Genomic DNA, 24,378 nt, shown 5'->3' on the forward strand with positions numbered 1-24,378 from the left:
CCCCACCTTCCCCCCGACGGCGGGGTTGATGCCAGCGCGGGGCGCCGGGCCCGGGCCCGGTTACTGTTGATGTCATGCGGATCCACGTCGTCGACCACCCGCTGGTGGCGCACAAACTCACCACGCTGCGCGACAAGCGCACCGACTCCCCGACCTTCCGGCGCCTCGCCGACGAGCTGGTCACCCTGCTCGCGTACGAGGCCACCAGGGACGTGCGCACCGAGCAGGTCGACATCGACACCCCGGTGACCCGGACCACCGGCGTCAAGCTGTCGTATCCGCGTCCGCTGGTCGTGCCGATCCTGCGCGCCGGTCTCGGCATGCTCGACGGCATGGTCCGGCTGCTGCCGACCGCCGAGGTCGGCTTCCTCGGCATGATCCGCAACGAGGAGACGCTCCAGGCCTCCACGTACGCGACGCGCATGCCGGACGACCTCTCGGGCCGCCAGGTCTACGTCCTCGACCCGATGCTCGCCACGGGCGGCACGCTCGTCGCGGCGATCAAGGAGCTGATCAAGCGCGGCGCCGACGACGTGACCGCCGTGGTGCTCCTCGCCGCCCCGGAGGGCGTCGAGATCATGGAGCGCGAGCTGGCGGGCACGCCGGTGACGGTCGTGACGGCCTCGGTCGACGAGCGGCTCAACGAGAACGGGTACATCGTGCCGGGCCTCGGCGACGCGGGCGACCGGATGTACGGGGCCGCGGAGTAGCGGGACCCGTTGCCGTGGGCCCGTGCGGGCCCACGGGGTTCCACGGGCCCGTGCGGCGGGTCTAGCAGTTCTTCTTGTTCTCGTCCGACGCGGTGGGCGTCGACCGGGGCTCGGCGAGTTTTGCCAGGGCCTTGTCGGCGTCCTCTTTTTTGGCCAGATCCTTGAACTTGTCGCCGAGGATGAGGTCCACCACGCCGCCCTTGCGGCCGTCGGTCTTCTGCTCGGCGCCCGCGAGCTGGGTGCCGAGGACCGGGAACGCGGTGCCGGTGGCCGCGGCGGGGCCGAGCAGTATGCCGGTGCCCTTGACCTTCTTGTCGTACGCCTTCGTCGCGTTGCCCACCTTGCCGATGGTGAAGCCGCGCTTCTTGAGCTCGTCGGCGGTGTCCTTGGCCAGGCCGCCGCGCGGCGTGGCGTTGAAGACGTTGACGGTGATCTGGCCGGGCCTGGGCAGCGGCTTCGGCTTCGCGGACGAGGTCTGCCCGGAGGCCCCCGGTTTGCGGTCGCAGTCCGGGGCGGCCGGACTCGCCGCCGAGGCCTTGTCGCCGCCCGTGAACACGTCGATGAGCTGCAGTGTGCCCCAGCCGATCAGGCCCACGGCCGCGGCGGACGCGGTGACCGCGAGCACGATCCTGCGGCGCCCGCGGGGGCGGCGCATGCGCGGATATTTGTCCCCCGTGATGCGGTACTTTCCGCCCATGCCGGGGGGAGTGAGCATGCTCATGGGCGCAGCGTAGTGCCGTGCGGCGGCGATTCCTACTAAATGATCATTGCTCGGCGCGCAGTCCAACCCAAAAGGGCCAATGCGGCCCCGGGGCCCGGTCGGGCGGGGGAGCGGGGGCGTCAGCCCAGTTCGAGCACGCGCGCGTGGAGCACCTGGCGCTGTTGCAGCGCGGCGCGGACCGCCCGGTGCAGACCGTCTTCCAGGTAGAGGTCGCCCTGCCACTTCACGACGTGCGCGAAGAGGTCGCCGTAGAACGTCGAGTCCTCGGCGAGCAGGGTCTCCAGGTCGAGCTGCCCCTTGGTCGTCACGAGCTGATCGAGGCGGACCGGGCGCGGCGCGACATCCGCCCACTGCCGGGTGCTTTCCCGGCCGTGGTCGGGGTACGGTCGGCCGTTTCCGATGCGCTTGAAGATCACACGGAAAGCCTACCGGGCGAGGCTCTCCGGGCGCAGCCATGGCGACGGAGTGCGACCCTGGGAAATGCCGCCGGAAATCGGGGCAAACCGGAAACACGCCAGCCGGGAACAGGGGCCGAAGTGAGCGAGAGCCAGCCGATGCCGTCCATGTCCGGAAGCGCGAACCGCCCGAACGAGTCAGTGGCGGTCGCCGGGGTGACGGATGGAAGCGAAGGTTCCGGGGACGCTGGGGCGGCTGATTCCGCGGGTGCCGGTGCGGTGAGTGCCGGTGCGGCGGAAGCCGGTGGGGCGGAAGCCGGTGCGGCGGAAGCCGAGGGGGGTGCCGAGGGGAGTGGTGGTGCCGGTGGTGGTGCCGGTGCGCTGCCGCAGGAGGCCGTGGAGATCGCCGCCGGGTACGCCTTCACCGGGCCCGCCCTCGATCTGGGCGCCCTGATGTGGGGCGGGCAGTGCTACGCCGACGCCCAGATCCGCATCCCGCTGACCATGCTCAACCGCCACGGCCTCGTCGCCGGGGCCACCGGCACGGGCAAGACCAAGACCCTTCAGCTCATCGCCGAACAGCTGGCCGCGCAGGGCGTGCCCGTGTTCCTCGCGGACATCAAGGGCGACGTCTCCGGCATCTCGGCCCCCGGCGAGGCGGGCGACAAGGTCGCCCAGCGCGCCGCGGAGGTGGGGCAGCGGTGGGAGGCGACCGGGTTCCCCTCCGAGTTCTACGCGCTCGGGGGCATCGGCACGGGCACGCCGGTGCGGGCCACCATCACCAGCTTCGGGCCCGTCCTGCTCTCGAAGGTGCTCCAGCTCAACCAGACCCAGGAGCAGTCCCTCGGGCTGATCTTCCACTACGCCGACCAGAAAGGGCTCGAACTCGTCGACCTGAAGGACCTGCGGGCCGTCGTCACCTTCCTGACGTCGGACGAGGGAAAGCCGGAGCTCAAGGGCATCGGCGGCCTCTCCACGGTCACCGCGGGCGTCATCCTGCGGGCCCTGACCGCCTTCGAGGCGCAGGGCATGGCGGACTTCTTCGGGGAGCCGGAGTTCGACACGAGCGAGTTCCTGCGGACGGCGACGGACGGGCGCGGCACGGTGTCCGTCCTGGAGCTGCCCGAGGTCCAGGACAAGCCGCAGCTCTTCTCGACGTTCCTGATGTGGCTGCTGGCCGACCTCTACACCGACCTGCCGGAGGTCGGCGACCTGGAGAAGCCGAAGCTCGTCTTCTTCTTCGACGAGGCGCACCTGCTCTTCAACGGCGCCTCCAAGGCCTTCCTGGAGGCGATCACGCAGACCGTCCGGCTCATCCGCTCCAAGGGCGTGGGCATCTTCTTCGTGACGCAGACGCCGAAGGACGTGCCGGCGGACGTGCTCGCGCAGCTGGGCAACCGGGTGCAGCACGCGCTGCGGGCGTTCACGCCGGAGGACCAGAAGGCGCTGAAGGCGACGGTCCGTACGTTCCCGAACTCGGCGTACGACCTGGAGGAGGTCCTCACCGGCATCGGCACCGGCGAGGCCGTGATCACCGTGCTGAGCGAGAAGGGCGCGCCGACGCCGGTCGCGGCGACGCGGCTGCGGGCGCCGGAGTCGCTGATGGGGCCGGTGGAGGCGGGCGTCCTCGAACAGGCCGTGCGGGGGTCCCTGCTGTACGGGAGGTACGCGGACGCGGTCGACCGCGAGTCCGCGTACGAGAAGCTGACCGCCCAGGAGGCGGAGACGACGGCCCGCAAGCAGGCCGAGGCGGAGGCCGCGGAGGCGGAGAAGGCGGCGCGGGCGGAGGCGCGGGCCGGGGCGCGGGCGAAGCCGCAGGGGGATGCGTCGGTGGTGGACCAGGTGGTGGGGAGCGGGATGTTCAAGTCGCTGCTGCGGTCCATGGGGACGCAGATCGGGCGGGAGATCTCGCGGTCGGTGTTCGGGACGGCCCGGCGCAGACGCTGATCGGCTGCGCCGGGCCGGCTGTCAGTCGTCCTGGTCGGGGCGCGCCTCGGGCTTCGTCTCGCCGCTGAAGCCCTGGCCGTGCTTCTGGTCCTGGTTCCCGGCCTGGTCCTCGTGGGGCGCTGTGCGTACGGCTTCCGCGCGCAGGAGGGCGTGCAGGGCCGCGTACGGGTCGATGGGCATGGGCTGTCCTTGCTGCTGGTTCGTGTTCTTGCTCTGCTCCTTGTCTTCTGTGGCCGGACCTGTCAGCAGCGGAGGACCACCGAGCGGGGGGTGGGGACGTGGGGGCGGAGGTGGCGCGGGGGCGGGCTGTCGGCGCGGGTGCCCGTCGCCGGGGGAGCGCTCGGGAGGCCCGGGGTGTCCGGGCGCCGGGTGGCGGCGTGCCGGGCCGGGAGACGGAGCGCGGCGTCGGTGGCGTCCTGCTGCGCCTCGCTGCCGCTGCCGGCCTCCGTGGAGAGGGTGACCGGGGGCGGGGGTGCGGCGGGTGCCGTGAGGCCGGTGAGGGCGAGGGTGGCGGCGAGGAGAACGAGAAGCGCGAGCAGCGCCCGGGGCCACGGGAGGTGGCGGGGGTGTCGGGTGCCGGGGCGCATGGGGGGCATGTCCCCACCTGAACGGCCATATTGCCCACGAGACACGGAGAACCGCCCTCATGGACTACGGGTTCGGGCGGGGCGCCTTGGACGGTGCGCCTCGTGCGGGTCGCCTTGGGTCCGTCTGTGGGGCGGGGCCGCGGGGGTATGTGCGTACTCGCCATCCCTGCGCCCCGCCCAACGGACAAAGGCGCTATTGCTGGCTCGGTGCTCCGTTCGCACATACCCCCACGTCCCCTCAGGCCGTAGGGCGCCTGCCGACCGGTGGGGGCCGTTGTGCCGGTGCTGCGGCGGGCAGGACCGCGCCGCTCCTGCTGTGGGCAGGCGTTCCGCAGGGCGGAACGGGTGGGCACAGCCCCCGGTGCCGGGCAGCGATCAAGGAGGCACCCGCCCCGGCGCAGCCGGACCCGCAGGGCGGTGCGGGGTGAACGGGTGGGTGGGTGGGGAAGGCCCGGCGCGGAGCGCCGGGAAGCGGACGGTGCCGGGCGGCGACGAAGGTGGCTCCAGCCCCGGCGCAGCCGGACCGTGCCGGGCGGCGATGACCGTGGCCCAAGCCCGGCGCAGCCGGACCGTGCCGGGCAGTGGTGAAGGCGGCTCCAAGCCCGGCGCAGGCGGGCGTCAGCCACGGGGCCGGGGAGGCGGGGCGGAGGCACCCGCCCCGGCCCCGCTACTTCGGCGAAGCCTTCGCCGCGGCTTTCTGCGACTGTTTGTACGCCCGTACCTTCTGAAGAGACTCCGGCCCCGTGATGTCCGCCACGGACCGGTACGACTTCGCCGCCCCGTAGTCCCCCGCCGCCTCCCGCCACCCGGCAGGCCGCACCCCCATCTGCTTCCCCAGCAACGCCAGGAAGATCTGCGACTTCTGCTTGCCGAAGCCCGGCAGCTCGGTCAGCCGCCGCAACAGCTCCGCCCCGGAGGACGCGTCCCGCCAGACCCCGGTGGGGTCACCGTCGTAGTGGTCCACGAGGTACTGGCACAGCTGCTGGATCCGCTTGGCCATGGACCCGGGATACCGGTGCACCGCCGGCTTCGTGGAGAGCACCGAGGCAAAGGCCTCGGGATCGTACGCGGCGATCTCATGGGCGTCGAGATCGTCCGCCCCCAGCCGCGTGGCGATCGTCCGCGGCCCCGCGAACGCCCACTCCATGGGGACCTGCTGGTCCAGCAGCATGCCGACCAGCGCGGCCAGCGGACTGCGGCCCAGGAGCTCGTCGGCCTCCGGCTGCTGCGCGAGGTGAAGGGTGACGTCCATGGAACCGATGATCCCCCGCCCCGGGAGCCGCCGCCAGAAATGCGGGTGCGCGCCGCGGACCCGCGCCCGTACCCTCGGTCCCATGTCTACGCCCCGCATTTCCTAGCCAGGACACACGCCTCCACGCCACCCGTGTGTCCATTCGCTATTGCGGAGCGTCATCCCATGATCACCGTACGAGGTGCCGACGTGCGCGTCGGCGCCCGCCTCCTCCTGTCCGGCGTCACCTTCCACATCGCCCCCGGCGACCGCGTCGGCCTGGTCGGCCGCAACGGCGCCGGCAAGACCACCCTGATGAAGATCCTCGCGGGCGGGTCGGCCCCCGCCGAGGGCACCGTCACCCGCTCCGGCTCCGTCGGCCACCTCGCCCAGGACCCCGGCGCCGCCGACCCCGCCGTCACCGTCACCGACCGCATCCTGTCGGCCCGCGGCCTGGACGAGGCGGTCGCGGCGCTGCGTACCGCCGAGACCGCCATGGCCCGCGCCCAGGGACCGGCCGCGCAGGAGCGCGCCATGGCCGCCTACGCCCGCGCGGACGACCGGTTCCAGGCGCGCGGCGGCTACGCGGCGGAGGCCGAGGCCGCGCGCGTCGCCGCCGGGCTCGGGCTGCCCGAGCGGGCGCTGCACCAGCCCGTCGGCGCGCTCTCCGGCGGCCAGCGGCGCCGCGTCGAGCTCGCCCGGATCCTGTTCTCGCGGCACGAGACCCTGCTCCTCGACGAGCCGACCAACCACCTCGACGCCGACTCGGTGGGCTGGCTGCGCGGCTATCTCACCGGGTATCCGGGCGGCCTCGTGCTGATCAGCCACGACACCGGCCTCCTCGCCGACACCGTCAACCGCGTCTTCCACCTCGATCCGGTACGCGCCGCGCTCGACGTGCACAACACCGGCTGGCGGACCTACCTCGCGCAGCGATCCGCGGACGAGCGGCGCCGGGCCCGCGAGCGCGCCAACGCCGAGCGCAAGGCGGCCTCGCTGCGCGCCCAGGCCGACAAGATGCGCTCCCACGTCGCCACGGCCACCGCCGCGAAGAACATGGAGCGCCGCGCCGACCGGCTGCTCGCGGGCGCCGAACCGGTGCGGCGGCGCGAGAAGGTGGCGCGGATCCGGCTGCCCGAGCCCGCGCCGTGCGGCCGGATGCCGCTCGGCGCCGTCGGTCTCACCAAGGCGTACGGCTCCCATCGCGTGCTCACGGACGTCGACCTGGCCGTCGACCGGGGCAGCCGACTGGTCGTCCTCGGGCTCAACGGCGCCGGGAAGACGACCCTGCTCAAGCTGCTGGCCGGGCGCGAACTCCCGGACGGCGGACGGGTCGTCGCCGGGCCCGGCCTGCGGCTCGGGTACTTCGCGCAGGAGCACGACACCCTGGACGGCGCGCGGACCGTACGGGAGAACCTCGCCGCCGCGGCGCCGCAGCTGACCGACGGCGAGGTGCGGGGCGTCCTCGGGGCCTTCCTGTTCCGCGGCGACGACGTCGACAAGCCCGCCGGGGTGCTCTCCGGCGGCGAGAAGACGCGGCTGGCGCTGGCCGGTCTCGTCCACTCCGGCGCCAACGTCCTGCTCCTGGACGAGCCCACCAACAACCTCGACCCGGCGTCCAGGGACGAGGTGCTGGCCGCCGTGGGCACGTACCCGGGAGCCGTCGTGATGGTCACGCACGACGAGGGCGCGATCGACGCGCTGCGGCCCGACCGGGTGCTGCTGCTCCCGGACGGCACGGAGGACCTGTGGAGCCCCGACTACCGGGGGCTGGTCGGGCTGGCCTGAGGCCGGCCCCGGTGGCCCGGCCGGGCCCCTGCCGGGCCGGTCACCACGACTCGGTGCGGTGCACCGGCCGCTCCGGCGCGGTCACCCCGCTCCCGTTCCTCGCACGCAGCCGCAGCGCGAGGAGCGGGAAGACCAGGACCGACACCATGCCCGCCCCGACCAGCGCCGCCGCCTCGCCCGCCGTCAGCGCCTTCTCGTCCAGGCCGATCGTCGTGATCGCGACGACCAGCGGCAGCGCCGTCGCGTTGTACAGCATCAGCGCGGTGCGGTCGGTGCGGTCCAGGTCGCGCGGGGCGAGTACGTACACGGGCAGGCCGCGCACGACGAGGAAGAGGAGCAGGAACACCGGGAGCAGGAGCAGGGCGCGGCCCCCGTCCAGCAGCGCCTTCAGGTCGAAGTCGATGCCCGTCACGATGAAGAACACCGGGACCAGGAAGCCGAACCCCATCGCCTCGATCTTGCCGAGGACGACCTCGCTGCTCTCGGGGGCCGCGCCCTGCAGGACGAGCCGGGTGAGCAGGCCCGCCGCGAAGGCGCCGAGGAGCGTGTCGAGCCCGAAGGCGTGCGAGAGACCGAGCATCGCCGCGAGGAGCAGCATCACGAAGCGCACCGCGAACTGGGCGCTGCTGTGCAGGGTCTTGGCGATGACGTCGGCGAACCACGGGCGGCGCGGGCGCAGCGCCCAGAACACCGCGGCCGCCGTGACCGCGGCGAAGGCGGCGAGCAGCGCCGTGGACTCGCCCGGGTGGCCGCTGCTGCTCAGGAGCACCGTCATCGCGATGATCGGCCCGAACTCGCCGACCGCGCCGAACGCCATCATCACCGTGCCGAAGCGGCCCTTGAGGTCCCCGGAGTCGCGCAGGATCGGCAGGACCGTGCCGAGCGCCGTGCTGGTGAGCGCCGTGCCGATGACGAAGCTCTTGGTGACCGCGCCGCCGTTCAGCGCGAAGGCGATGCCGAGGCCCAGGGCGAGCGCGGCCAGCCAGGCCCACACCGATCGGCGCAGGGTGTCGCCGCGGACCGTCGCGAACTCGATCTCGTACCCGGCGAGAAAGATCAGCATCGAAAGGCCCAGGTCGGACAGGGTGTCGATGGTCGCGTCGTGGTGGGCGAGACCGAGGACGTCGGGGCCGATCACGATGCCGAGGACGATCTCGAAGATGACCAGGGGGACGGGGAGCCTGCGGCCGAGCCCGTGCGCGAGAAGCGGGGCGAGGACCGCGATGGCCATGATCAGGATGAGGGTCCCCGGCTGCGACATAAGAGACTATTTAGCATAAAGTCGGGCGAAACCGTTGAGGCAGGTCGACGGATGCCGTGAGGACGGGCTGGAAGGGGTTCCGGTGAGTCTGGGTCAGAATCCGGTGCAGGGCGGTGGCCCGGGTCGGGACGGTGGTCCCGGCCGGGACCCCGGTTTCGGTCGGGACCCCGGTTTCGGTCAGGGGGACGGCCTCGGCCGGGGCGACGGCGGCGGTGCTCCGCGGATGACGCCCGGCCTGTGGAAGCGGTGCCTGTGGGGCGGGCTCGGCCTGTGGCTCCTGACCGCCGTCATCACGTACGCCACCAAGAACACCAACCTGCTGCCCACGCTGATCCTGCTCGGCAGCTTCCTGGTCCCCGGCGTCTTCGTCCTGTGGGCCTACGAGCGGTACGGCCGCGACCTCGGCCTGAGCGTGCTGCTCAACTGCTTCGTGGTGGGCGGTGTGCTGGGCGTGCTCGGCGCGTCCGTCATGGAGTACTACCTGCTGCACCCCTCGGTGTGGATCTTCGTGGGCGTCGGGCTCATCGAGGAGGCCGTCAAGCTCGCCGCGCTCATGCTCGTCCTGCGGCGCTTCCGGCAGGTGCGGGGGCTGCGGGCCGGGCTGGTGCTCGGCGCCGCGGTGGGGTTCGGCTTCGCCGCGTTCGAGAGCTCCGGGTACGCCTTCAACGCCGTACTGAGCCTGGACGGGCTCGATCTGCGGTCCCTGCTGGAGACCGAGATCCTGCGCGGCCTCCTCGCCCCCTTCGGCCACGGCCTGTGGACGGCGATCGCGGGCGGCGTCCTGCTCGCGTTCCGGGAGCCGGGCGGGCGCTTCCGCTTCCCGGGGGCCGTCGTCGCCACGTATCTCGGCGTCGCGCTGCTGCACGCGCTGTGGGACTCGATGCACGGGATCGCGGTCTGGCTCGTCATCAAGATCACGAGTACGGGACTGGACCGCTCGCTCTTCGCCCAGGGCTACATCCCCGAACCCACGGCCGAACAGAAGCACCTGTTCACCCTCTTCTCGGTGGGCGGCATGGTGCTGGTCTCCCTGGTCGGCGTGGCATGGCTCCTGTCGCTGGCCCGCGGGCGGCGCGGGGCGTCGCTGCGGTAGGTCTCCGAGGGGCGTCTCCGAGTCGGGTCTCCGAGGTGCCGTTGCGCGTACCGGCTCCGCCCGCCCGCACCCGAGTCGTGCGGTAACCCCCGCTCGCGCCGTACCGCTGTGCTTCCATGCTCCGATGAGACGAGACCGTGCCGCCGACGCGGCCGATGGGCATCCCGTTCTCCGGGTGCGGGAGCGTGCGGCGGAGCGTGACACGGAGGCGTGCATCGGGGTGCTCGCCCAGGTGCACCGGACCGACGGATACCCCGTCAACTGGCCCGACCGGCCCGGCGATTGGCTGGACGGCGGCGACGGGTACGGGGCCTGGGTGGCCGAGCTCGACGGGCGGGTCGTCGGTCACGTCGGGCTGTTCCGCCCCGGCGCGGGGGACGCGGCGCCCGCCCTGTGGGCCGAGCGCGCGGGCGTCGGCGTCGACGCGGCGGCCGTCGTCGGCCGGCTCTTCGTCGCGCCGGACGCGCGCGGTCACGGCATCGGCGCGCTCCTGATGGGCCGCGTGGCGCGGGAGGCCCGCTCGCGCGGCCTGCACCCGGTCCTGGACGTCGTCTCCTCCGACGCCTCGGCCGCCGCCCTCTACGAACGCCTGGACTGGCGGCTGCTGGACGTCGTCGAGCAGGAGTGGCGGCCCGGCCAGCGGGTCGCCCTGCGCTGCTACGCGGCCCCCGACGACCGCGCCGCGGCCGCCCGCAGCGCCGCCAGCAGCCCCCGCACCGCCGGCTGAACCGGTGCCCCGCCCCGCACCGCCGCGTGGATCGACCTGACCGGCTCGGGGCCCCTGACCTCCCGTACGACCACGTCGGGGCGGTGCCCGGCGTGGAGGCCGAGCTCGGGCACCAGGCTGACGCCGAGACCGGCGGCGACGAAGCCCTGTGCGGTGGCGTAGTCGCCGCTCTCCACCGCGAAGTCCGGGGTGAAGCCCGCGGCGGCGCACGCGTCGAGCACCGGGTCGAGGCACGGCCCCGGCGTCTCGCCCGCGATCCACGGCTCCTCGGCGAGTTCGGTCAGGTCGATCACCGGCCGCCCGGCGAGCCGGTGCCCCTGCGGGAGCACCGCGCGGTAGCGGTCGTCCAGCAGGTGCGCGAACCGGATCCCGTCCACCGCGGCGCCCTCGCGCGGGCGCACCACCAGCGCCAGATCGGCCCGCCGCGCCTTCACCTCCGGCACCGGGTCGTCCGGGTCGAAGAGCTTCAACTCCACTTGTACGCCGGGCTGCTCGCGCCGCAGCTCGGCGATCGCGGGCGCCACCAGGGGCGCGCCCGCCGTGGCGAAGTACCGCATCGAGACGCGTCCCGTACGGCCCGCCCGCAGCTCGGCGAGCGCGGTCTCCGCCTCGGCGGCGTGCCGGCCGATGGCGGTCGCGTACTCGGTGAGCATCCGGCCCGCGTCCGTGGGGCGGACCCCGCGCCCGTTCCGCTCCAGGAGCGCGATGCCCGCCTCCTTCTCCAGCGCGGCCATCTGCTGGCTGACGGCCGAGGGGGTGTAGCCGAGGTTCCGGGCCGCCGCGGTGACCGAGCCGCTGGTGACCACCGCCCGCAGGATCTGCATGCGCCGCATGTCAAGCATGGCCCCAGTGTGCGGCACGCCGTGCCCGCTGTCTGCGTTCACTGCTGCTTAATTCTGGATCCAGATCTTTTCGCTTGTCTTAAGAGTGGGGTGCACGGGACCGTACTGGTGAGCCACCACCCGCCCCGTCCAGAAGCAGGAGGTCAGCCGTGTCCGGCGGTCCCCGCACCCCTCTCGTCCGCATCGCCGTCCTCGCCCTGCTGTGGGGGTCCGGCTTCCTGTGGATCAAGCTCGCCCTGGAGGGCGGCATCGCGCCCCTGCACCTCACGATCGTGCGGTGCGCGCTCGGCGCCGCCGTCCTGTTCGTCCTCGCCCGCTCGGCCGGCCAGCGGCTGCCGCGTGACCGGGGGACCTGGGGGCGCCTCGTCGTGGCCGCCCTGTTCTGCAACACCCTGCCGTTCTTCCTGTTCGGCCTCGGCCAGCAGACCGTCGACTCGGGCGTCGCGGGCGCCCTGAACGCGACGACCCCGCTGTGGTCCCTGGCCATCGGCCTGATGCTGCGCACCGAACGCCGCCTCGGCCCCCTCCGCCTGACCGGCCTGCTGCTCGGCTTCGCGGGCACGCTGCTGATCTTCGCGCCCTGGCAGCAGACGGGGCTGGTCAGTTGGGGCGCCCTGGCGCTGCTCGCCGCCGCCGTCAGCTACGCCGTCGCCTTCGCCTACATGGCCCGCCACCTCATCGGCCGCGACGGCGCGCCCCTCGCGCTCTCCGCCGCCCAGCTGCTCACCGCGACCGGCCTGACCACGCTCGCGCTGCCCGCCGCGCCCCCGGGCGGCTCGTCGCCGACGCTCCTGGGCATCGTCGCGGTCGTCGTCCTCGGCACGCTCGGCACGGGCGTCACCTTCCACCTCAACTCCCGCCTCATCGCCGACGAAGGACCCACCGCGGCCGCCACCGTCGGCTATCTGCTGCCGGTGGTCTCCCTCGCGCTCGGCGCGCTGGTCCTCGGCGAGGAGGTCGGCCCGCGGGTCGTGGCGGGCATGGCGGTGGTCCTCGTGGGGGTGGGCCTGACACGGCGCCGCAAGGACGTGAAGGACGTGAAGGACGTGAAGGACGCGCCGGAACGCCAAAAGGAGAGGCGGAACGGGCTCCTGACGGGCCGTTCCGCCTCGACGACTCCCTAGCGGTCGCCGTTCGCTTCTCAGCCGAGCAGCGAACGGACCGCCGCGCGCTCGACGTTCGTCAGGGCGCGGACCAGCTTCGGGGTGAGCAGGACGATGACGGCACCGACGAGGCCGACCGCCGCGACCTGGAGCGGCGAGGTGATGTAGTACTGGTGCCGCTCGCCGCCGGACGTGAAGTCGTAGATCCGGTAGCCGGGCCACCCGACGTAGCGGTGGAAGACCCAGGAGTACGTCGGGAAGAGCGCGACCACCCAGCCGGTGACCAGGAACGTCACCGTCAGGACGAAGCTCAGCACGCGCCAGGGGAACATCACCAGCTGGAACAGGAGCGCCTTCCAGCCCGCCCGGTCCGTGAGCCGGGCCCTGACCCCGCCCCACCGGCCCGCGCCCCGCGGTACGGCGAGTGCTCCGGGACCGGCGACGTTGAGCCCGAGCCCCGCGCGGGCCCGCGCCCGCTCGGCGGCACCGAGGCCCCGCGCCGCCATGAGCGCCGCGGCGAGGACGGGCAGTCCGACGACCGTGACGAGCAGCCCCGCGCCGAGCGAGAGCATCGTGACGGCGAGGACGAACCCGGCGATGGCGACGGGCAGCGAGGTCAGCACGTGGCCGATCTCCCGGAAGGTGACCCGGGCGAAGGGCGCTCGCCAGAAGCCGGGCCGCCGCTCCCGCTCGGCGCGGGCCCGCGAGGCCGCCGGACCGGGCGCCGCGGTGGGCGCGGAAGGGGCGTACGTCAGGGTGCCGGTGTCGATGCTCATCGTGGGCCTCGAATCGTCGCGGTGGGGAGGGTGGGGACGTGCTCTGCTGATGTCCTCCACGGTCGCGAAAACGCGGGCCCCACGGCATACGGCGACGTGGTGTCTTGGGGGTGGTGCTAGGCCCCCTGCCGCCCTGGGGCGGCCCGCAGGCGCGGATCGCCGCCGCCGGTGGGCGACGTCCGGGCGGCCCTGGCGGCGGAGTGCGGAACGGGTCCGCTCACGCCGACTCTCCCCTCTCTGGCACCGGGCCGCTCACGCCGGCTCCCGCCTCTCTGGCACCGGGCCGCTCACGCCGGCTCCCGCCTCTCCGGCACCGGGCCGCTCACGCCGGCTCCCGCCTCTCCGGCACCGGGCCGCTCACTCCTGCTCGGCCCGGGGCCGCGCCCCCAGACCGCGCAGCCACGCGGCGACGTCCTCGGCGCCCGCCGCGACGGCGATGTCCAGCGGCGTCATGCCGTCGTACCCGACCCGGTCCACCTCGGCGCCCTGCGCGAGCAGATACCGCGCGGTGGCCAACTGTCCGCCGTGGCAGGCACCCCAGAAGGCGCTGCCGATGTCCTCGGCGTCCGGCGGGCCCGTCGCGGCCGAGGCCTCGGAGGAGGCCTCGACGGCGGCCCCCGAGGCAGCCCCCGAGGGGGCTCCGAAGGCGGCCTCGACGCGGTCGAGGAGGCCCAGCGTCGCCGCGTCCTGCAGCGTCGTCCGCGCCCCGTGCTCCAGCAGCCGCCGCGCCGCCCGCCACTGCCCGAACCCGCGCGCGTCCGCCAGCGGGGTGCCGCCCCCGATGACGGCGCCGTCCGCCTCGATGTCCGCGCCCGCCGCGAGCAGGGCGTCGAGCGCGGCCACGTCGTCGTTGCTCGCGGCCCAGTGCAAGGGGGTCTCCGCATGCGCCCCGACGAACCGGGCGCCGGGGTCCGCGCCCGCCGCGACCAGCACGGCGATGGTCTCGGGCGCCGCGGGGAAGTGCCCCGGCCAGTCCGTGGCGATGTGCAGGAGCGAGCGCGTGCCCGCCGCCTCGCCCTCCTGCCGGATCCCGGCGGCGGCGAGCCCCGGATGCGCGCCGAGCAGTGCGCGCAGCGCGGGGACGTCACCGGCGCGGATCGCCGCGGTCACGGCGACGGCCAGCGGATCACGCGCGTCGAGAACGTCCATGCCCGACCTCCTGATCGGCAGCGGCCTGATCGACTGCCTCCGAGTCTGTCAGGGGCCACTGACAACGGCCGGGCCCGCGCCGCCCGGGACCGTCCGCCGGGTCCGGTGCAGGACGGCACCGAGAACCATCGCGACGGCCACGGCGATCAGGTGCTCGCGGCCCGCGAGGTTGGGCTCGGCGATCGAACCGGCGACCGTGGGGACGACGGCGGCGACGTAGAGCACGGGCGCCCGCAGCGCCACGGCCGTGTACGCGAAGAGCCCGACTATGGCGGCGGAGGCACCGGTGTCCACCGCGTGCGCGGCCTCGGCGGGCAGCCCGAGCCGGTCGGGCCCGAGGGCGATCAGCACGCGTGCGCCGAGCGTGCCGGCCAGCGTGGCGGCGTAGGCCACCACCAGCGCGCGCACGCGCCCGAAGACCAGCTCGGCGAGCGCGAACGCCAGGATCAGCCGCGGCAGTCCGCCCCACGCCGACAGATCCACGGCGGGCACGAACATCGAGACGGGCGTACGCAGCAGCGACAGCCACAGCGGCTGGTCGGCCCGCACCTCGCTGAGCACGCGCAGCACATCGGCCCCGAGGGCGGTCTGCTGGAACTCGTGCAGCCCGATCACGGCGACGGCGGCGAAGAGGGCCAGCGCGATGCCCAGGGGCCCGCGCTCCCACAGCCCGCGGCACGGCTCCGCGACGACGGTCCGCCACTCGCGCAGCAGCCCGTCCAGGCCCCGGCGGGCCAGTCGCGACACCAGCGACACCAGCTGTCCATCCTCTTCCCGGACCGCCACCTTTGCGGGGCGGAGAACGTCGAAGGCCCCAACCGCGAACGGTTGGGGCCTTCAACTGCCCTTGCGGGCGAGTGCGGAGGATACGAGATTCGAACTCGTGAGGGGTTGCCCCCAACACGCTTTCCAAGCGTGCGCCCTAGGCCACTAGGCGAATCCTCCGCCGCAAACAATACAAGACGTTGGAGGGTGCTCGCGAACACGATCCGATCGGGGACCTCCCGACGGCTTCCCGAGGTCGGAACGGTTCCTCCCGGCGTCGCTTCCGCCCCCACGGATCCGCTAGGGTGGGCGTCAGCCCCTCACGTGGCGCTATCTGACTGAACTCCCCCAGGGCCGGAAGGCAGCAAGGGTAGGTCGGCTCTGGCGGGTGCGTGAGGGGCGCTTTGCGTTGGGGCGGTCCGGGTTGTCAGTGGTCGCCTATAACCTCGTATGCGTGTCGTCTCTCGCGCTGTACCGCCGCTATCGCCCGGAGTCGTTCGCCGAGGTCATCGGGCAGGAGCATGTAACCGACCCGCTGCAGCAGGCGCTGCGGAACAACCGGGTCAATCACGCATATCTGTTCAGCGGCCCGCGCGGCTGCGGCAAGACGACGAGCGCGCGCATCCTGGCCCGCTGTCTCAACTGTGAGCAGGGTCCCACTCCCACGCCCTGCGGCGAGTGCCAGTCCTGCCGCGACCTGGCGAGGAACGGCCCGGGTTCGATCGACGTCATCGAGATCGACGCCGCGTCGCACGGTGGCGTGGACGACGCCCGTGACCTGCGCGAGAAGGCCTTCTTCGGCCCGGCGTCGAGCCGGTACAAGATCTACATCATCGACGAGGCCCACATGGTCACCTCGGCGGGCTTCAACGCCCTCCTGAAGGTGGTCGAGGAGCCTCCGGAGCACCTCAAGTTCATCTTCGCGACGACCGAGCCCGAGAAGGTCATCGGCACGATCCGTTCGCGTACGCACCACTACCCCTTCCGGCTCGTGCCCCCCGGCACGCTCCGGGACTACCTCGCCGAGGTCTGCGGCCACGAGGCCATGACCGTCGAGGACGGGGTGTTCCCGCTGGTCGTGCGCGCGGGCGCGGGGTCCGTGCGTGACTCCATGTCCGTCATGGACCAGCTCCTCGCCGGCGCGGGCGATGAGGGTGTGACATACGCCATGGCGACGTCCCTCCTCGGGTACACGGACGGCTCGCTGCTCGACTCCGTGGTCGAGGCCTTCGCCTCCGGGGACGGCGCCGCGGCCTTCGAGGTCGTGGACCGCGTCATCGAGGGGGGCAACGACCCGCGGCGCTTCGTCGCCGACCTCCTGGAGCGGCTGCGCGACCTGGTGATCCTCGCGGCCGTGCCGGACGCGGCCGAGAAGGGGCTCATCGACGCCCCCGCCGACGTCGTCGAGCGGATGCAGGCCCAGGCGGGCGTCTTCGGAGGCGCCGAACTGAGCCGCGCGGCCGACCTCGTCAACGAGGGCCTGACGGAGATGCGCGGCGCCACCTCGCCGCGGCTCCAGCTGGAGCTGATCTGCGCGCGCGTGCTGCTCCCCGCGGCGTACGACGACGAGCGCTCGGTCATGGCCCGCCTCGACCGCCTGGAGCGCGGCGGGAACTTCATGCCGGGCGGCGGCCAGGGCCCCGCGATGGGGTACGTCCCGGGGCCCGAGGCCCACGCGGGCGTGCAGCAGCCCGGCGTCGCCATGCCCGCGCCGGGTCCGTCGGTTCCGCAGGGTCCGCCGGTTCCGCCCGGGGGTGGGCCTGCCGCCGCGCGCGCGGCGGTGCGGGGCTCCGGGGCTCCGCAGGGCGCCCAGGCTCCGGAGCCGCAGGCTCCGCAGACCCCGCAGGCTCCGCCCGCGACGCCTGCCCCGGCCCCCACTCCTGCTCCCGCCCCGGCGGCTCCCGTCGCCCCTGCCGCTCCCGCCGCTCCGGCCGGTGAGCGGCGTCCCGGCGGCTGGCCGACGGCTTCGGCCCCGGGCAGCGGCGCCTCGACGCCCGCGCCCGCCCCCGCGCCCTCCGCTCCGGAGGCGGCGGCGCCGCGACCGGGCGGCTGGCCCACGGCGGCGTCCGCGGGGAGCGGGGCCCCGGCCCCGCAGTCCGCCCCGCCGCAGGCCCCGGCCCCGTCCGCCCCGGCCGCGCAGGCCCCCGCCCCGATGGCCGCGGCGCCCGCGGGCGGCCCCGACCCGCGCACCCTGTGGCCGAACATCCTGGAGGCGGTGAAGAACCGCCGCCGCTTCACCTGGATCCTGCTCAGCCAGAACGCCCAGGTGGCGGGCTTCGACGGGACGACCGTCCAACTCGGCTTCGTCAACGCGGGAGCGCGGGACAACTTCGCGAGCAGCGGCAGCGAGGACGTGCTGCGGCAGGCGCTGTCCGAGCAGTTCGGCGTGCAGTGGAAGGTCGAGGCGATCGTCGACCCGTCGGGCGGCTCCGCGCCTCCGCCGGCCGCGGGCAACTTCGGCGGCGCCCCAGTGGCGCCGCCGCGCCCCGTCGCCCCTCCGCAGCCCGCGCCGACCCCGGCCCCGTCCCCCCAGGCCCCGCCCCCGCCGGCCCCGGACCCCGCCCCGGCCCCCCGGTCCGCCCCCGCCCCGGAGCACGTGGCCCCCGAGGACGACACCCCGGAGGACGACGACCCGGACCTGGTCGAATCGGCACTCTCGGGCCACGACCTGATCATGAGAGAACTGGGCGCGACGGTGGTGGACGAGTACCCGAACGAGTAGGGGGCGGGCAGCGCCCCCCGCCCCGGGGTACCGCCCCCCGCCCCGGCGCCCCGAGCCTGGAGGAACGTACGACAGGCTCCGGAGCCAGACCTCGTACAAAGGCACCCCGCCCCGCGGGCTAGGCTGGCCACCGTGAAGGTCCTCGTCATCGGCAGTGGTGCCCGCGAACACGCCCTGTGCCGCTCTCTGTCCCTCGACCCCGACGTCTCCGCGCTGCACTGCGCCCCCGGCAACGCCGGCATCGCAGAGGTGGCCGAGCTGCACCAGGTGGACGCCCTCGACGGCGCAGCCGTCGCGGCCCTGGCGGCCGAGCTGGAGGCGGGGCTCGTCGTCGTGGGCCCGGAGGCCCCCCTCGTCGCGGGCGTCGCCGACGCCGTGCGCGCCGCGGGCATCCCCTGCTTCGGCCCGTCCAAGGAGGCCGCGCAGCTGGAGGGCTCCAAGGCCTTCGCGAAGGACGTGATGGCGGGCGCGAGCGTGCCGACCGCCCGGTCGTACGTGTGCACCACCCCGGAGCAGATCGACGAGGCCCTCGACGCCTTCGGGGCGCCGTACGTCGTGAAGGACGACGGGCTCGCCGCCGGCAAGGGCGTCGTCGTCACGGACGACGTCGAGGCGGCCAGGGCGCACGCCCGCGCCTGCGACCGCGTCGTCATCGAGGAGTTCCTCGACGGCCCCGAGGTCTCCCTCTTCGCGATCACCGACGGCGAGACCGTCGTCCCGCTCCAGCCCGCCCAGGACTTCAAGCGCGCGCTCGACGGCGACGAGGGGCCGAACACCGGCGGCATGGGCGCGTACTCGCCGCTGCCCTGGGCCGACCCGAAGCTGGTCGACGAGGTCATGGACAGCGTGCTCCAGCCGACCGTGGACGAGCTGCGCCGCCGGGGCACGCCGTTCTCGGGCCTGCTGTACGCGGGCCTGGCGATCACGAGCCGCGGCGTGCGCGTCATCGAGTTCAACGCCCGCTTCGGCGACCCCGAGACCCAGGTCGTCCTCGCCCGCCTGAAGACCCCGCTGGCAGGGATCCTGCTGGCGTCGGCGAACGGCACCCTCGCCGACCTGCCCCCGCTGCGCTGGAGCGACGACGCCGCGGTGACCGTGGTCGTCGCCTCGCACAACTACCCCGGCACCCCGCGCACGGGCGACCCGATCGAGGGGCTCGACGAGGTCGCGGCGCAGGATGCCCCGTACGCGTACGTCCTGCACGCCGGGACGAGGCGCGACGGCGACGCCGTCGTCAGCGCGGGCGGCCGCGTGCTGTCCGTGACGGCGACCGGCGGCGACCTCACCGAGGCCCGCGAGCGCGCGTACGCGGCGCTCTCCCGCGTCCGTCTCGACGGCTCCCAGCACCGCACGGACATCGCGGCGAAGGCGGCCCGCGAGGCCGCGGCGAAGGCCTGAGCGGCCTGCCCGCCGAGGCGTGAACCGCCCGCCCCGCACCGTGTGAACCGCATGCTTCACGCACCCCGTGCGTGACTTTCGGCCAACCTGAGGCCCCGGATCCGAGACTGGATCCGGGGCCTTTTCAGCGGTCAGCTTTAGCCAAAGCCATTCCATCGAGTGACCGATGGCCCATCCGGCTGACGGCGACGGACACCCCAACTAGGGTGCGGCGCAAGCGTTCCTGGCGCCCAGAGCCAAACAGACCACCGGCATTGCGATGTCGGTGGCGGGTGCCACAGTGGGGGAGTGAGCAACACCAACGCCAGTGATGTGCGCCGCCGGCCCGGGCCGGCGGCCGAGCAGTAGGCAACAGGGGGTGCCATCGGTCGTGTCAGGTATGGGTGTGGAGGTGGGCGCGCAAGCGGCGCGCTCCCGGGCCCTCGCCGTGCTGCGCCTGCGCAGCCGGGCGCTGGCCGTCGCCCTGCTGCCCGCGGCCGTCGCCGTCGTGCTGCTCGCGGGCCGGGCCACGGGCCATGTGGGCGGCGGGAGTTGGGAGGTCGCCGGCTGGGTCGTCACGGCCGTCGCCGTGCTCGTCCTGCTCGGCGCGGCGGCCGTCGCCCTGGTGGTGGCACGGGCCAGGCCCGCCCTGAGCCCCACCGTCCCGATCGCCGAGGAGTCCGCCCCGGACCTGTACCGCCTGGTGCGCGACCTCGCCGACCGCCTGGACGTGCCGGCGCCCTCGGCGATAGCGCTCACCCCGGACTGCGACAGCTGGCTGGAGGACCGCACCCACCCCGCCCACGGCCCGCCCGCGCGGGACCGCGAGGACACGGCGGCGGGGAGCGGCCAGGGCCCCGACGGCGTACGGAGTCCGCGCGCCCCGCACCGCCCGGCCTCCGTCGCCCCGGTGCTGGTCATCGGCTCGCCGTTCCTGTGGTGGATGCGGGTCGGCGAACTGCGCGCGGTGCTCGCCCCGGTCGTCGCGGGTACGGGCCCTTCGGCCCACCCCGACATAGCCGCCGCCCGGCGCTTCGTGCGCGGGCTCGACGCCGCCGTGGCGGTCGCCTCGGCCCCCGGCCGCGGCCTCCTCGCGCGCGTGGTGCTCGGCGGGATCGGCCGGGTCGCCCGGATGCTCCTGCGCAACTGCCGGGTGCACGCCGCCGAGATGGAGCGCGGCGTCGCCGCGGCGGCCGCCGAGCGCGCCCAGACCGTGGACTACGGCGTCCGGATCGTCGCCCAGGAGCAGGTAGGCCTCGCGTACGCGGGCTGGGACCGCCTCCTGACCCGGGTGGCGCTGCCCGCCTGGCGCATGGGCCGCTGGCCGTCCCGGCTCGACGCGGGCGTGGTCTCGGCGCTGACCGAGCTGTCCCGCAGGGACCGCCTGGCGGAGGGCTTCGCCTCGCGCCTGGGCGAGCGTCCCGCCTGTGACCTGCTGGAGGAGCCCGGTTCGGTGGACGAGGCGGCCTCGCTGCTCGCCGCCAGGCTCTTCCACGGCGGCCCGGCCGAGTCGGGTCCCGACTGGGCGCCGGTGGCCTGGCAGGAGTATCCGGACGAGGTCGTGGACCGGAAGTGGCGCATGGACGCCGCCCGGCTGCACCGCGTCCTGGACTCGCTGGGGGTGAGCCGGTCCGCCGACCCGGCGGCCCCCGATTCCGAGGGCCCGACCCTCGACCGCGTCCTGCACCACCTCACGGCCGCGTCCGCCGCCCCGGAGAGCGACGGCGAGGCCGCCGCCGCGCCGGAGCCGCGGGCCGCCGCCACCCCGCAGACGGCCGCCGCCCGAGTCGGCGCGGGCGGCGTCCCCACCGACGGCACCGCCCGCGACGAGGTGCCCCACGTCCTCGGCGAAGACGCCCTCGCCCTTGCCGAAGGCACCCTGCACCTCGCCGAGGACGGCTCCGAGGACGCCCCGGAGGACGAGGGCCCCGGTGGCACGCTCGCCGCCGGACTCAGCGCCGAGCTGGCCCGCGAGGAGGCCGCCGAGCCACCCCGTCCGGCCCCCACGGGCCAGGGCCCGGACGAGTCGCTCTGGGACGACGGCGCGCTGCCGCTCTTCCCGATGCAGCCGCCCCGCACGGGCCGCGAGCTGCTCGCCGACCACGTCACCGCGATGGTCTGCTGCGCGGCGGTGGACACCGCGGGCGCCGCCCCCGGCCTGGACTGGCTGGACGGTCCCGCCCTGCTGGTCGACGGGGAGCGCGCGGCGGACCTCGCGCCGCGCGTCCTGAGCCTCGTCGAGGACGGCGACCCCGGGCCGCTGCGCGACTGGCTCGCCCGCCTGGGCATCCGCGCGGAAAAACCGGTCCGGCTGGTCTGACCCCGCCCCGCACCCGGCGAGGACCCCTCCGACCCCGAATCCGCAGGCAGTCGCCACCCTCCCGCCACCTCGTCCGCCCCCGTCGCGCCACCCCGCCCCGCCACCCCACGCGGAACGGCATGTTCCGTTCACGTCAATTCGCGACGAACGGTGACGGCGCGCCTGCGTAATGTGATGTGCTGGTCCCGCCGTCGGGCCGTGCGCGACCAACCCGGCGACGCCGTCTCGGGGGAGCGAGGGAGGGGAAGGCATGGGACCGGAGCCGATCCGCCGCTGGGAATCGGGCGCGCTCGCACATGCCGTGTCGGACCCTTTCGGGCAGGGCCCGCTGCCCTGGCTGCGCGGTTCGGAGCACTACTTCGACGACACGGGCACGGTCGTTCCCTGGTACGTCGACCACGCCCCCGGTGCCGCGGACATCCCCGCTCCCCGCACCGGCGGCCCGCTCACCGCCGACGACGTGCACCGCCAGATCAAGGGCTTCACCTCCACCGGCGCCGCGGCCCCGGGCGAGGCGATCGACTTCCACGTCACGGTCGACCCGCCCCAGCAGTTCAGCGTGGACATCTACCGCATCGGGCACTACGGCGGCGACGGCGCCAGCAAGATCACCACGAGCCCCCGGCTCTCCGGCATCGTGCAGCCGGCCCCGCTCGCCGCCGACCGCACGGTCTCCTGCCACCACTGGTGGCTCTCCTGGCGCCTGCAGATCCCCACGTACTGGAGCATCGGGGCGTACGTGGCGGTGCTGACCACCGCCGACGGCTACCGCTCGCACGTCCCCTTCACGGTCCGCGACAGCCACCCCGCCGACCTCCTGCTCCTGCTGCCGGACGTCACCTGGCAGGCGTACAACCTCTATCCGGAGGACGGCCGCACCGGCGCCAGCCTCTACCACGCGTGGGACGAGCAGGGCCGTCTCCTCGGCGAGAGCGAGGCCGCCGTCACGGTCTCCTTCGACCGTCCCTACGCCGGCGCGGGCCTGCCCCTGCACGTGGGCCACGCCTACGACTTCATCCGCTGGGCCGAGCGCTACGGCTACGACCTGGCATACGCGGACGCCCGCGACCTGCACGCGGGCCGCGTCGACCCGACCCGCTACCGGGGCCTGGTCTTCCCCGGCCACGACGAGTACTGGTCGGCGAGCATGCGCCGCACCACCGAGCTGGCCCGCGAGCACGGCACGTCCCTGGTCTTCCTCTCCGCCAACACCATGTACTGGCAGGTGGACCTCGGCCCCTCCCCGTCCGGCGTCCCGGACCGCCTCCTGACCTGCCGCAAGCGCCGCGGCCCCGGCCGCGCCGCCCTGTGGCGCGAGCAGGACACGGCCGAACAGCAGCTCCTCGGCATCCAGTACGCGGGCCGCGTCCCCGAGCCGCACCCCCTGGTCGTCCGCAACGCCGACCACTGGCTGTGGGAGGCGACCGGTGCGCACGAGGGCGACGAGATCCAGGGCCTGGTCGCGGGCGAGGCCGACCGCTACTTCCCGCGGACGCCGCTCCCCGAGCACCAGGGCCGGATCCTGCTCTCCCACTCCCCGTACGAGGACGCCGAGGGCGCCACCCGCCACCAGGAGACGTCCCTGTACCGCGCCCCCTCCGGCGCCCTGGTCTTCGCGTCCGGCACCTTCGCCTGGTCCCCGGCGCTCGACCGTCCCGGCCACGTGGACACCCGCGTCCAGCGCGCCACGGCCAACCTCCTGGACCGCATCTGCAAGCGCGACTGAGCCCGCGCACCGGCACCGACGCGCAGCTCGGCCCAACCCCTGGCCAAGACCGCACTCCCGATCAGGGAGAATCGACAGGACTTGGCCAGAACCACGGGAGGGAACCGTGTCCGGATTCGTAGAAAAGCCCGAGCCTCTTCAGGTCCCGGGCCTGGTGCACCTCCACACCGGCAAGGTGCGCGAGCTGTACCGGAACGAGGCGGGCGAGCTCGTCATGGTCGCCAGCGATCGCCTCTCCGCCTATGACTGGGTGCTGCCCTCGGAGATCCCCGACAAGGGCCGCGTCCTCACCCAGCTCTCCCTGTGGTGGTTCGACCAGCTCGCGGATCTCGTCCCCCACCACGTCCTCTCCACGGAGCTGCCCAAGGGCGCGCCCGCCGACTGGGAGGGCCGCACGCTCGTCTGCAAGTCCCTGGAGATGGTCCCGGTCGAGTGCGTGGCCCGCGGCTATCTGACGGGCTCGGGCCTGCTGGAGTACAACGCGTCGCGCACCGTCTGCGGCCTCGCCCTGCCCGAGGGCCTGGTCGACGGCTCGGAGCTGCCCGCGCCGATCTTCACCCCCGCGGCGAAGGCCGAGGTCGGCGAGCACGACGAGAACGTGTCGTACGAGGAGGTCGCCCGCCAGGTCGGCGCCGAGACGGCCGCCCAGCTCCGCCAGACGACCCTCGCGGTCTACGGCAGGGCGCTGGACATCGCGCGCGAGCGGGGCCTGATCCTCGCCGACACGAAGTTCGAGTTCGGCTTCGAGGGCGGGACGCTGATCCTCGCGGACGAGGTGCTCACGCCGGACTCCTCGCGCTTCTGGCCCGCCGACCAGTGGGAGCCGGGCCGCGCCCAGCCGTCGTACGACAAGCAGTTCGTGCGGAACTGGCTGACCTCGCCGGACTCCGGCTGGGACCGCAAGAGCGAGCAGCCGCCGCCGGCGCTGCCGCAGGACGTGGTGGACGCCACCCGCGCCAAGTACATCGAGGCGTACGAGCGGCTGACGGGCATGGCCTGGTAGCCGGAGCGCCCGGCACACGAAGAAGGCCCCGGTCGATTCGACCGGGGCCTTTCATCTGGAGCGGACGACCAGGTTCGAACTGGCGACCTCAACCTTGGCAAGGTTGCGCTCTACCAACTGAGCTACGTCCGCGCT

The 24,378-nt window shown here is 74.1% G+C and carries 21 protein-coding genes, 2 tRNA genes and 1 other RNA gene; 12 read left to right on the forward strand and 12 right to left on the reverse strand.

Features of this window, described 5'->3' with window-relative positions; all coding sequences use genetic code 11:
• The first annotated feature begins 74 nt into the window (after positions 1 to 74).
• The gene (gene upp / locus AB0L89_RS18255; RefSeq protein ID WP_365141875.1) at positions 75 to 710 is read left to right on the forward strand and encodes a uracil phosphoribosyltransferase; all 636 of its coding nucleotides are present in this window, start codon (positions 75 to 77) and stop codon (positions 708 to 710) included.
• Positions 711 to 771: 61 nt separating this feature from the next.
• Here the strand turns inward: upp and AB0L89_RS18260 are convergent, their stop codons facing one another.
• Positions 772 to 1,431 carry a LytR C-terminal domain-containing protein gene (locus tag AB0L89_RS18260; RefSeq protein WP_365141878.1) on the reverse strand — a complete coding sequence of 220 codons (660 nt, stop codon included), beginning with the start codon at positions 1,429 to 1,431 and terminating at the stop codon, positions 772 to 774.
• Between the two features lie 119 nt (positions 1,432 to 1,550).
• Positions 1,551 to 1,847 (reverse strand): type II toxin-antitoxin system VapB family antitoxin, encoded by a 297-nt coding sequence (locus AB0L89_RS18265; protein ID WP_003955420.1) that lies wholly within the window; start codon positions 1,845 to 1,847, stop codon positions 1,551 to 1,553.
• A 138-nt stretch (positions 1,848 to 1,985) separates the two neighbouring features.
• Here AB0L89_RS18265 and AB0L89_RS18270 point away from each other — a divergent pair, with 138 nt between their 5' ends.
• Complete coding sequence (locus AB0L89_RS18270; protein ID WP_365142032.1) at positions 1,986 to 3,773, forward strand: helicase HerA-like domain-containing protein; 1,788 nt, start codon at positions 1,986 to 1,988, stop codon at positions 3,771 to 3,773.
• A gap of 21 nt (positions 3,774 to 3,794) precedes the next feature.
• Here AB0L89_RS18270 and AB0L89_RS18275 read toward each other — a convergent pair whose 3' ends face one another.
• From AB0L89_RS18275 to AB0L89_RS18285, 3 genes are all read right to left on the reverse strand, one after another.
• Positions 3,795 to 3,953: a hypothetical protein gene (locus AB0L89_RS18275; RefSeq protein WP_365141881.1), complete on the reverse strand. Its 159-nt coding sequence runs from the start codon at positions 3,951 to 3,953 to the stop codon at positions 3,795 to 3,797.
• A 62-nt stretch (positions 3,954 to 4,015) separates the two neighbouring features.
• A complete protein-coding gene (locus tag AB0L89_RS18280; RefSeq protein WP_365141884.1) occupies positions 4,016 to 4,369 on the reverse strand; it encodes a hypothetical protein in 354 nt (117 codons plus the stop codon).
• 658 nt (positions 4,370 to 5,027) lie between these two features.
• Positions 5,028 to 5,612: an HhH-GPD-type base excision DNA repair protein gene (locus tag AB0L89_RS18285; RefSeq protein WP_365141887.1), complete on the reverse strand. Its 585-nt coding sequence runs from the start codon at positions 5,610 to 5,612 to the stop codon at positions 5,028 to 5,030.
• Positions 5,613 to 5,777: 165 nt separating this feature from the next.
• On the opposite strand from AB0L89_RS18285, the gene AB0L89_RS18290 reads away from it, so the two are divergent.
• Complete coding sequence (locus AB0L89_RS18290) at positions 5,778 to 7,379, forward strand: ABC-F family ATP-binding cassette domain-containing protein (protein ID WP_365141889.1); 1,602 nt, start codon at positions 5,778 to 5,780, stop codon at positions 7,377 to 7,379.
• 40 nt (positions 7,380 to 7,419) lie between these two features.
• Here AB0L89_RS18290 and AB0L89_RS18295 read toward each other — a convergent pair whose 3' ends face one another.
• Positions 7,420 to 8,640, reverse strand: coding sequence for a cation:proton antiporter (locus tag AB0L89_RS18295; RefSeq protein WP_365141891.1), 1,221 nt, complete (start codon positions 8,638 to 8,640; stop codon positions 7,420 to 7,422).
• A gap of 223 nt (positions 8,641 to 8,863) precedes the next feature.
• Here AB0L89_RS18295 and AB0L89_RS18300 point away from each other — a divergent pair, with 223 nt between their 5' ends.
• Positions 8,864 to 9,733: a PrsW family intramembrane metalloprotease gene (locus AB0L89_RS18300; protein WP_365141893.1), complete on the forward strand. Its 870-nt coding sequence runs from the start codon at positions 8,864 to 8,866 to the stop codon at positions 9,731 to 9,733.
• A 124-nt stretch (positions 9,734 to 9,857) separates the two neighbouring features.
• Positions 9,858 to 10,460 carry a GNAT family N-acetyltransferase gene (locus tag AB0L89_RS18305; protein WP_365141895.1) on the forward strand — a complete coding sequence of 201 codons (603 nt, stop codon included), beginning with the start codon at positions 9,858 to 9,860 and terminating at the stop codon, positions 10,458 to 10,460.
• Here the strand turns inward: AB0L89_RS18305 and AB0L89_RS18310 are convergent.
• Complete coding sequence (locus AB0L89_RS18310; protein ID WP_365141897.1) at positions 10,391 to 11,302, reverse strand: LysR family transcriptional regulator; 912 nt, start codon at positions 11,300 to 11,302, stop codon at positions 10,391 to 10,393. The two genes, AB0L89_RS18305 and AB0L89_RS18310, sit on opposite strands and share 70 nt — an antisense overlap.
• A 149-nt stretch (positions 11,303 to 11,451) precedes the next feature.
• Between AB0L89_RS18310 and AB0L89_RS18315 the strand changes: the two genes are divergently transcribed.
• On the forward strand, positions 11,452 to 12,426 hold the full coding sequence (locus AB0L89_RS18315; protein WP_365141899.1) for a DMT family transporter: 975 nt from the start codon (positions 11,452 to 11,454) through the stop codon (positions 12,424 to 12,426).
• 17 nt (positions 12,427 to 12,443) lie between these two features.
• Here AB0L89_RS18315 and AB0L89_RS18320 read toward each other — a convergent pair whose 3' ends face one another.
• The 4 genes from AB0L89_RS18320 to AB0L89_RS18335 all read right to left on the reverse strand — a co-directional run bounded on the left by AB0L89_RS18320 (position 12,444) and on the right by AB0L89_RS18335 (position 15,275).
• Positions 12,444 to 13,181 (reverse strand): sensor domain-containing protein, encoded by a 738-nt coding sequence (locus tag AB0L89_RS18320; protein WP_365141901.1) that lies wholly within the window; start codon positions 13,179 to 13,181, stop codon positions 12,444 to 12,446.
• 357 nt (positions 13,182 to 13,538) lie between these two features.
• Positions 13,539 to 14,330, reverse strand: a complete 792-nt coding sequence (locus AB0L89_RS18325) for an ankyrin repeat domain-containing protein (protein ID WP_365141903.1) — start codon at positions 14,328 to 14,330, stop codon at positions 13,539 to 13,541.
• Positions 14,331 to 14,378: 48 nt separating this feature from the next.
• On the reverse strand, positions 14,379 to 15,086 hold the full coding sequence (locus AB0L89_RS18330) for a hypothetical protein (protein ID WP_365141905.1): 708 nt from the start codon (positions 15,084 to 15,086) through the stop codon (positions 14,379 to 14,381).
• 104 nt (positions 15,087 to 15,190) lie between these two features.
• Positions 15,191 to 15,275: transfer RNA gene (locus AB0L89_RS18335), tRNA-Ser, on the reverse strand.
• A 131-nt stretch (positions 15,276 to 15,406) separates the two neighbouring features.
• Here AB0L89_RS18335 and ffs point away from each other — a divergent pair.
• The 6 genes from ffs to AB0L89_RS18365 all read left to right on the forward strand — a co-directional run bounded on the left by ffs (position 15,407) and on the right by AB0L89_RS18365 (position 24,243).
• Positions 15,407 to 15,505: signal recognition particle sRNA small type (gene ffs, locus AB0L89_RS18340), an RNA gene on the forward strand.
• A 44-nt stretch (positions 15,506 to 15,549) separates the two neighbouring features.
• Positions 15,550 to 17,817, forward strand: a complete 2,268-nt coding sequence (locus AB0L89_RS18345; protein WP_365141907.1) for a DNA polymerase III subunit gamma and tau — start codon at positions 15,550 to 15,552, stop codon at positions 17,815 to 17,817.
• Positions 17,818 to 17,949: 132 nt separating this feature from the next.
• On the forward strand, positions 17,950 to 19,215 hold the full coding sequence (gene purD / locus AB0L89_RS18350) for a phosphoribosylamine--glycine ligase (RefSeq protein ID WP_365141909.1): 1,266 nt from the start codon (positions 17,950 to 17,952) through the stop codon (positions 19,213 to 19,215).
• A gap of 379 nt (positions 19,216 to 19,594) precedes the next feature.
• Positions 19,595 to 21,514, forward strand: a complete 1,920-nt coding sequence (locus AB0L89_RS18355) for a hypothetical protein (protein ID WP_365142034.1) — start codon at positions 19,595 to 19,597, stop codon at positions 21,512 to 21,514.
• 250 nt (positions 21,515 to 21,764) lie between these two features.
• On the forward strand, positions 21,765 to 23,240 hold the full coding sequence (locus tag AB0L89_RS18360; protein WP_365141911.1) for a N,N-dimethylformamidase beta subunit family domain-containing protein: 1,476 nt from the start codon (positions 21,765 to 21,767) through the stop codon (positions 23,238 to 23,240).
• 106 nt (positions 23,241 to 23,346) lie between these two features.
• Positions 23,347 to 24,243, forward strand: a complete 897-nt coding sequence (locus tag AB0L89_RS18365; RefSeq protein ID WP_365141913.1) for a phosphoribosylaminoimidazolesuccinocarboxamide synthase — start codon at positions 23,347 to 23,349, stop codon at positions 24,241 to 24,243.
• 56 nt (positions 24,244 to 24,299) lie between these two features.
• Here the strand turns inward: AB0L89_RS18365 and AB0L89_RS18370 are convergent.
• Positions 24,300 to 24,375, reverse strand: a tRNA-Gly gene (locus tag AB0L89_RS18370).
• Positions 24,376 to 24,378 lie beyond the last annotated feature (3 nt).

It is taken from the genome of Streptomyces sp. NPDC052114, from assembly GCF_040680155.1.
In the GTDB taxonomy this organism is placed as follows: Bacteria; Actinomycetota; Actinomycetes; order Streptomycetales; family Streptomycetaceae; genus Streptomyces.

Coding starts and splice junctions, on each gene's coding strand:
- AB0L89_RS18300 (WP_365141893.1), top strand. CDS start 8,864: ATGACGCCCGGCCTGTGGAAGCGGTGCCTGTGGGGCGGGCTCGGCCTG.
- AB0L89_RS18290 (WP_365141889.1), top strand. CDS start 5,778: ATGATCACCGTACGAGGTGCCGACGTGCGCGTCGGCGCCCGCCTCCTC.
- AB0L89_RS18270 (WP_365142032.1), top strand. CDS start 1,986: ATGCCGTCCATGTCCGGAAGCGCGAACCGCCCGAACGAGTCAGTGGCG.
- AB0L89_RS18360 (WP_365141911.1), top strand. CDS start 21,765: ATGGGACCGGAGCCGATCCGCCGCTGGGAATCGGGCGCGCTCGCACAT.
- AB0L89_RS18310 (WP_365141897.1), bottom strand. CDS start 11,302: ATGCTTGACATGCGGCGCATGCAGATCCTGCGGGCGGTGGTCACCAGC.
- AB0L89_RS18355 (WP_365142034.1), top strand. CDS start 19,595: ATGGGTGTGGAGGTGGGCGCGCAAGCGGCGCGCTCCCGGGCCCTCGCC.
- upp (WP_365141875.1), top strand. CDS start 75: ATGCGGATCCACGTCGTCGACCACCCGCTGGTGGCGCACAAACTCACC.
- AB0L89_RS18295 (WP_365141891.1), bottom strand. CDS start 8,640: ATGTCGCAGCCGGGGACCCTCATCCTGATCATGGCCATCGCGGTCCTC.
- AB0L89_RS18280 (WP_365141884.1), bottom strand. CDS start 4,369: ATGCCCCCCATGCGCCCCGGCACCCGACACCCCCGCCACCTCCCGTGG.
- AB0L89_RS18285 (WP_365141887.1), bottom strand. CDS start 5,612: ATGGACGTCACCCTTCACCTCGCGCAGCAGCCGGAGGCCGACGAGCTC.
- AB0L89_RS18320 (WP_365141901.1), bottom strand. CDS start 13,181: ATGAGCATCGACACCGGCACCCTGACGTACGCCCCTTCCGCGCCCACC.
- AB0L89_RS18305 (WP_365141895.1), top strand. CDS start 9,858: ATGAGACGAGACCGTGCCGCCGACGCGGCCGATGGGCATCCCGTTCTC.
- AB0L89_RS18325 (WP_365141903.1), bottom strand. CDS start 14,330: ATGGACGTTCTCGACGCGCGTGATCCGCTGGCCGTCGCCGTGACCGCG.
- AB0L89_RS18260 (WP_365141878.1), bottom strand. CDS start 1,431: ATGAGCATGCTCACTCCCCCCGGCATGGGCGGAAAGTACCGCATCACG.
- AB0L89_RS18275 (WP_365141881.1), bottom strand. CDS start 3,953: ATGCCCATCGACCCGTACGCGGCCCTGCACGCCCTCCTGCGCGCGGAA.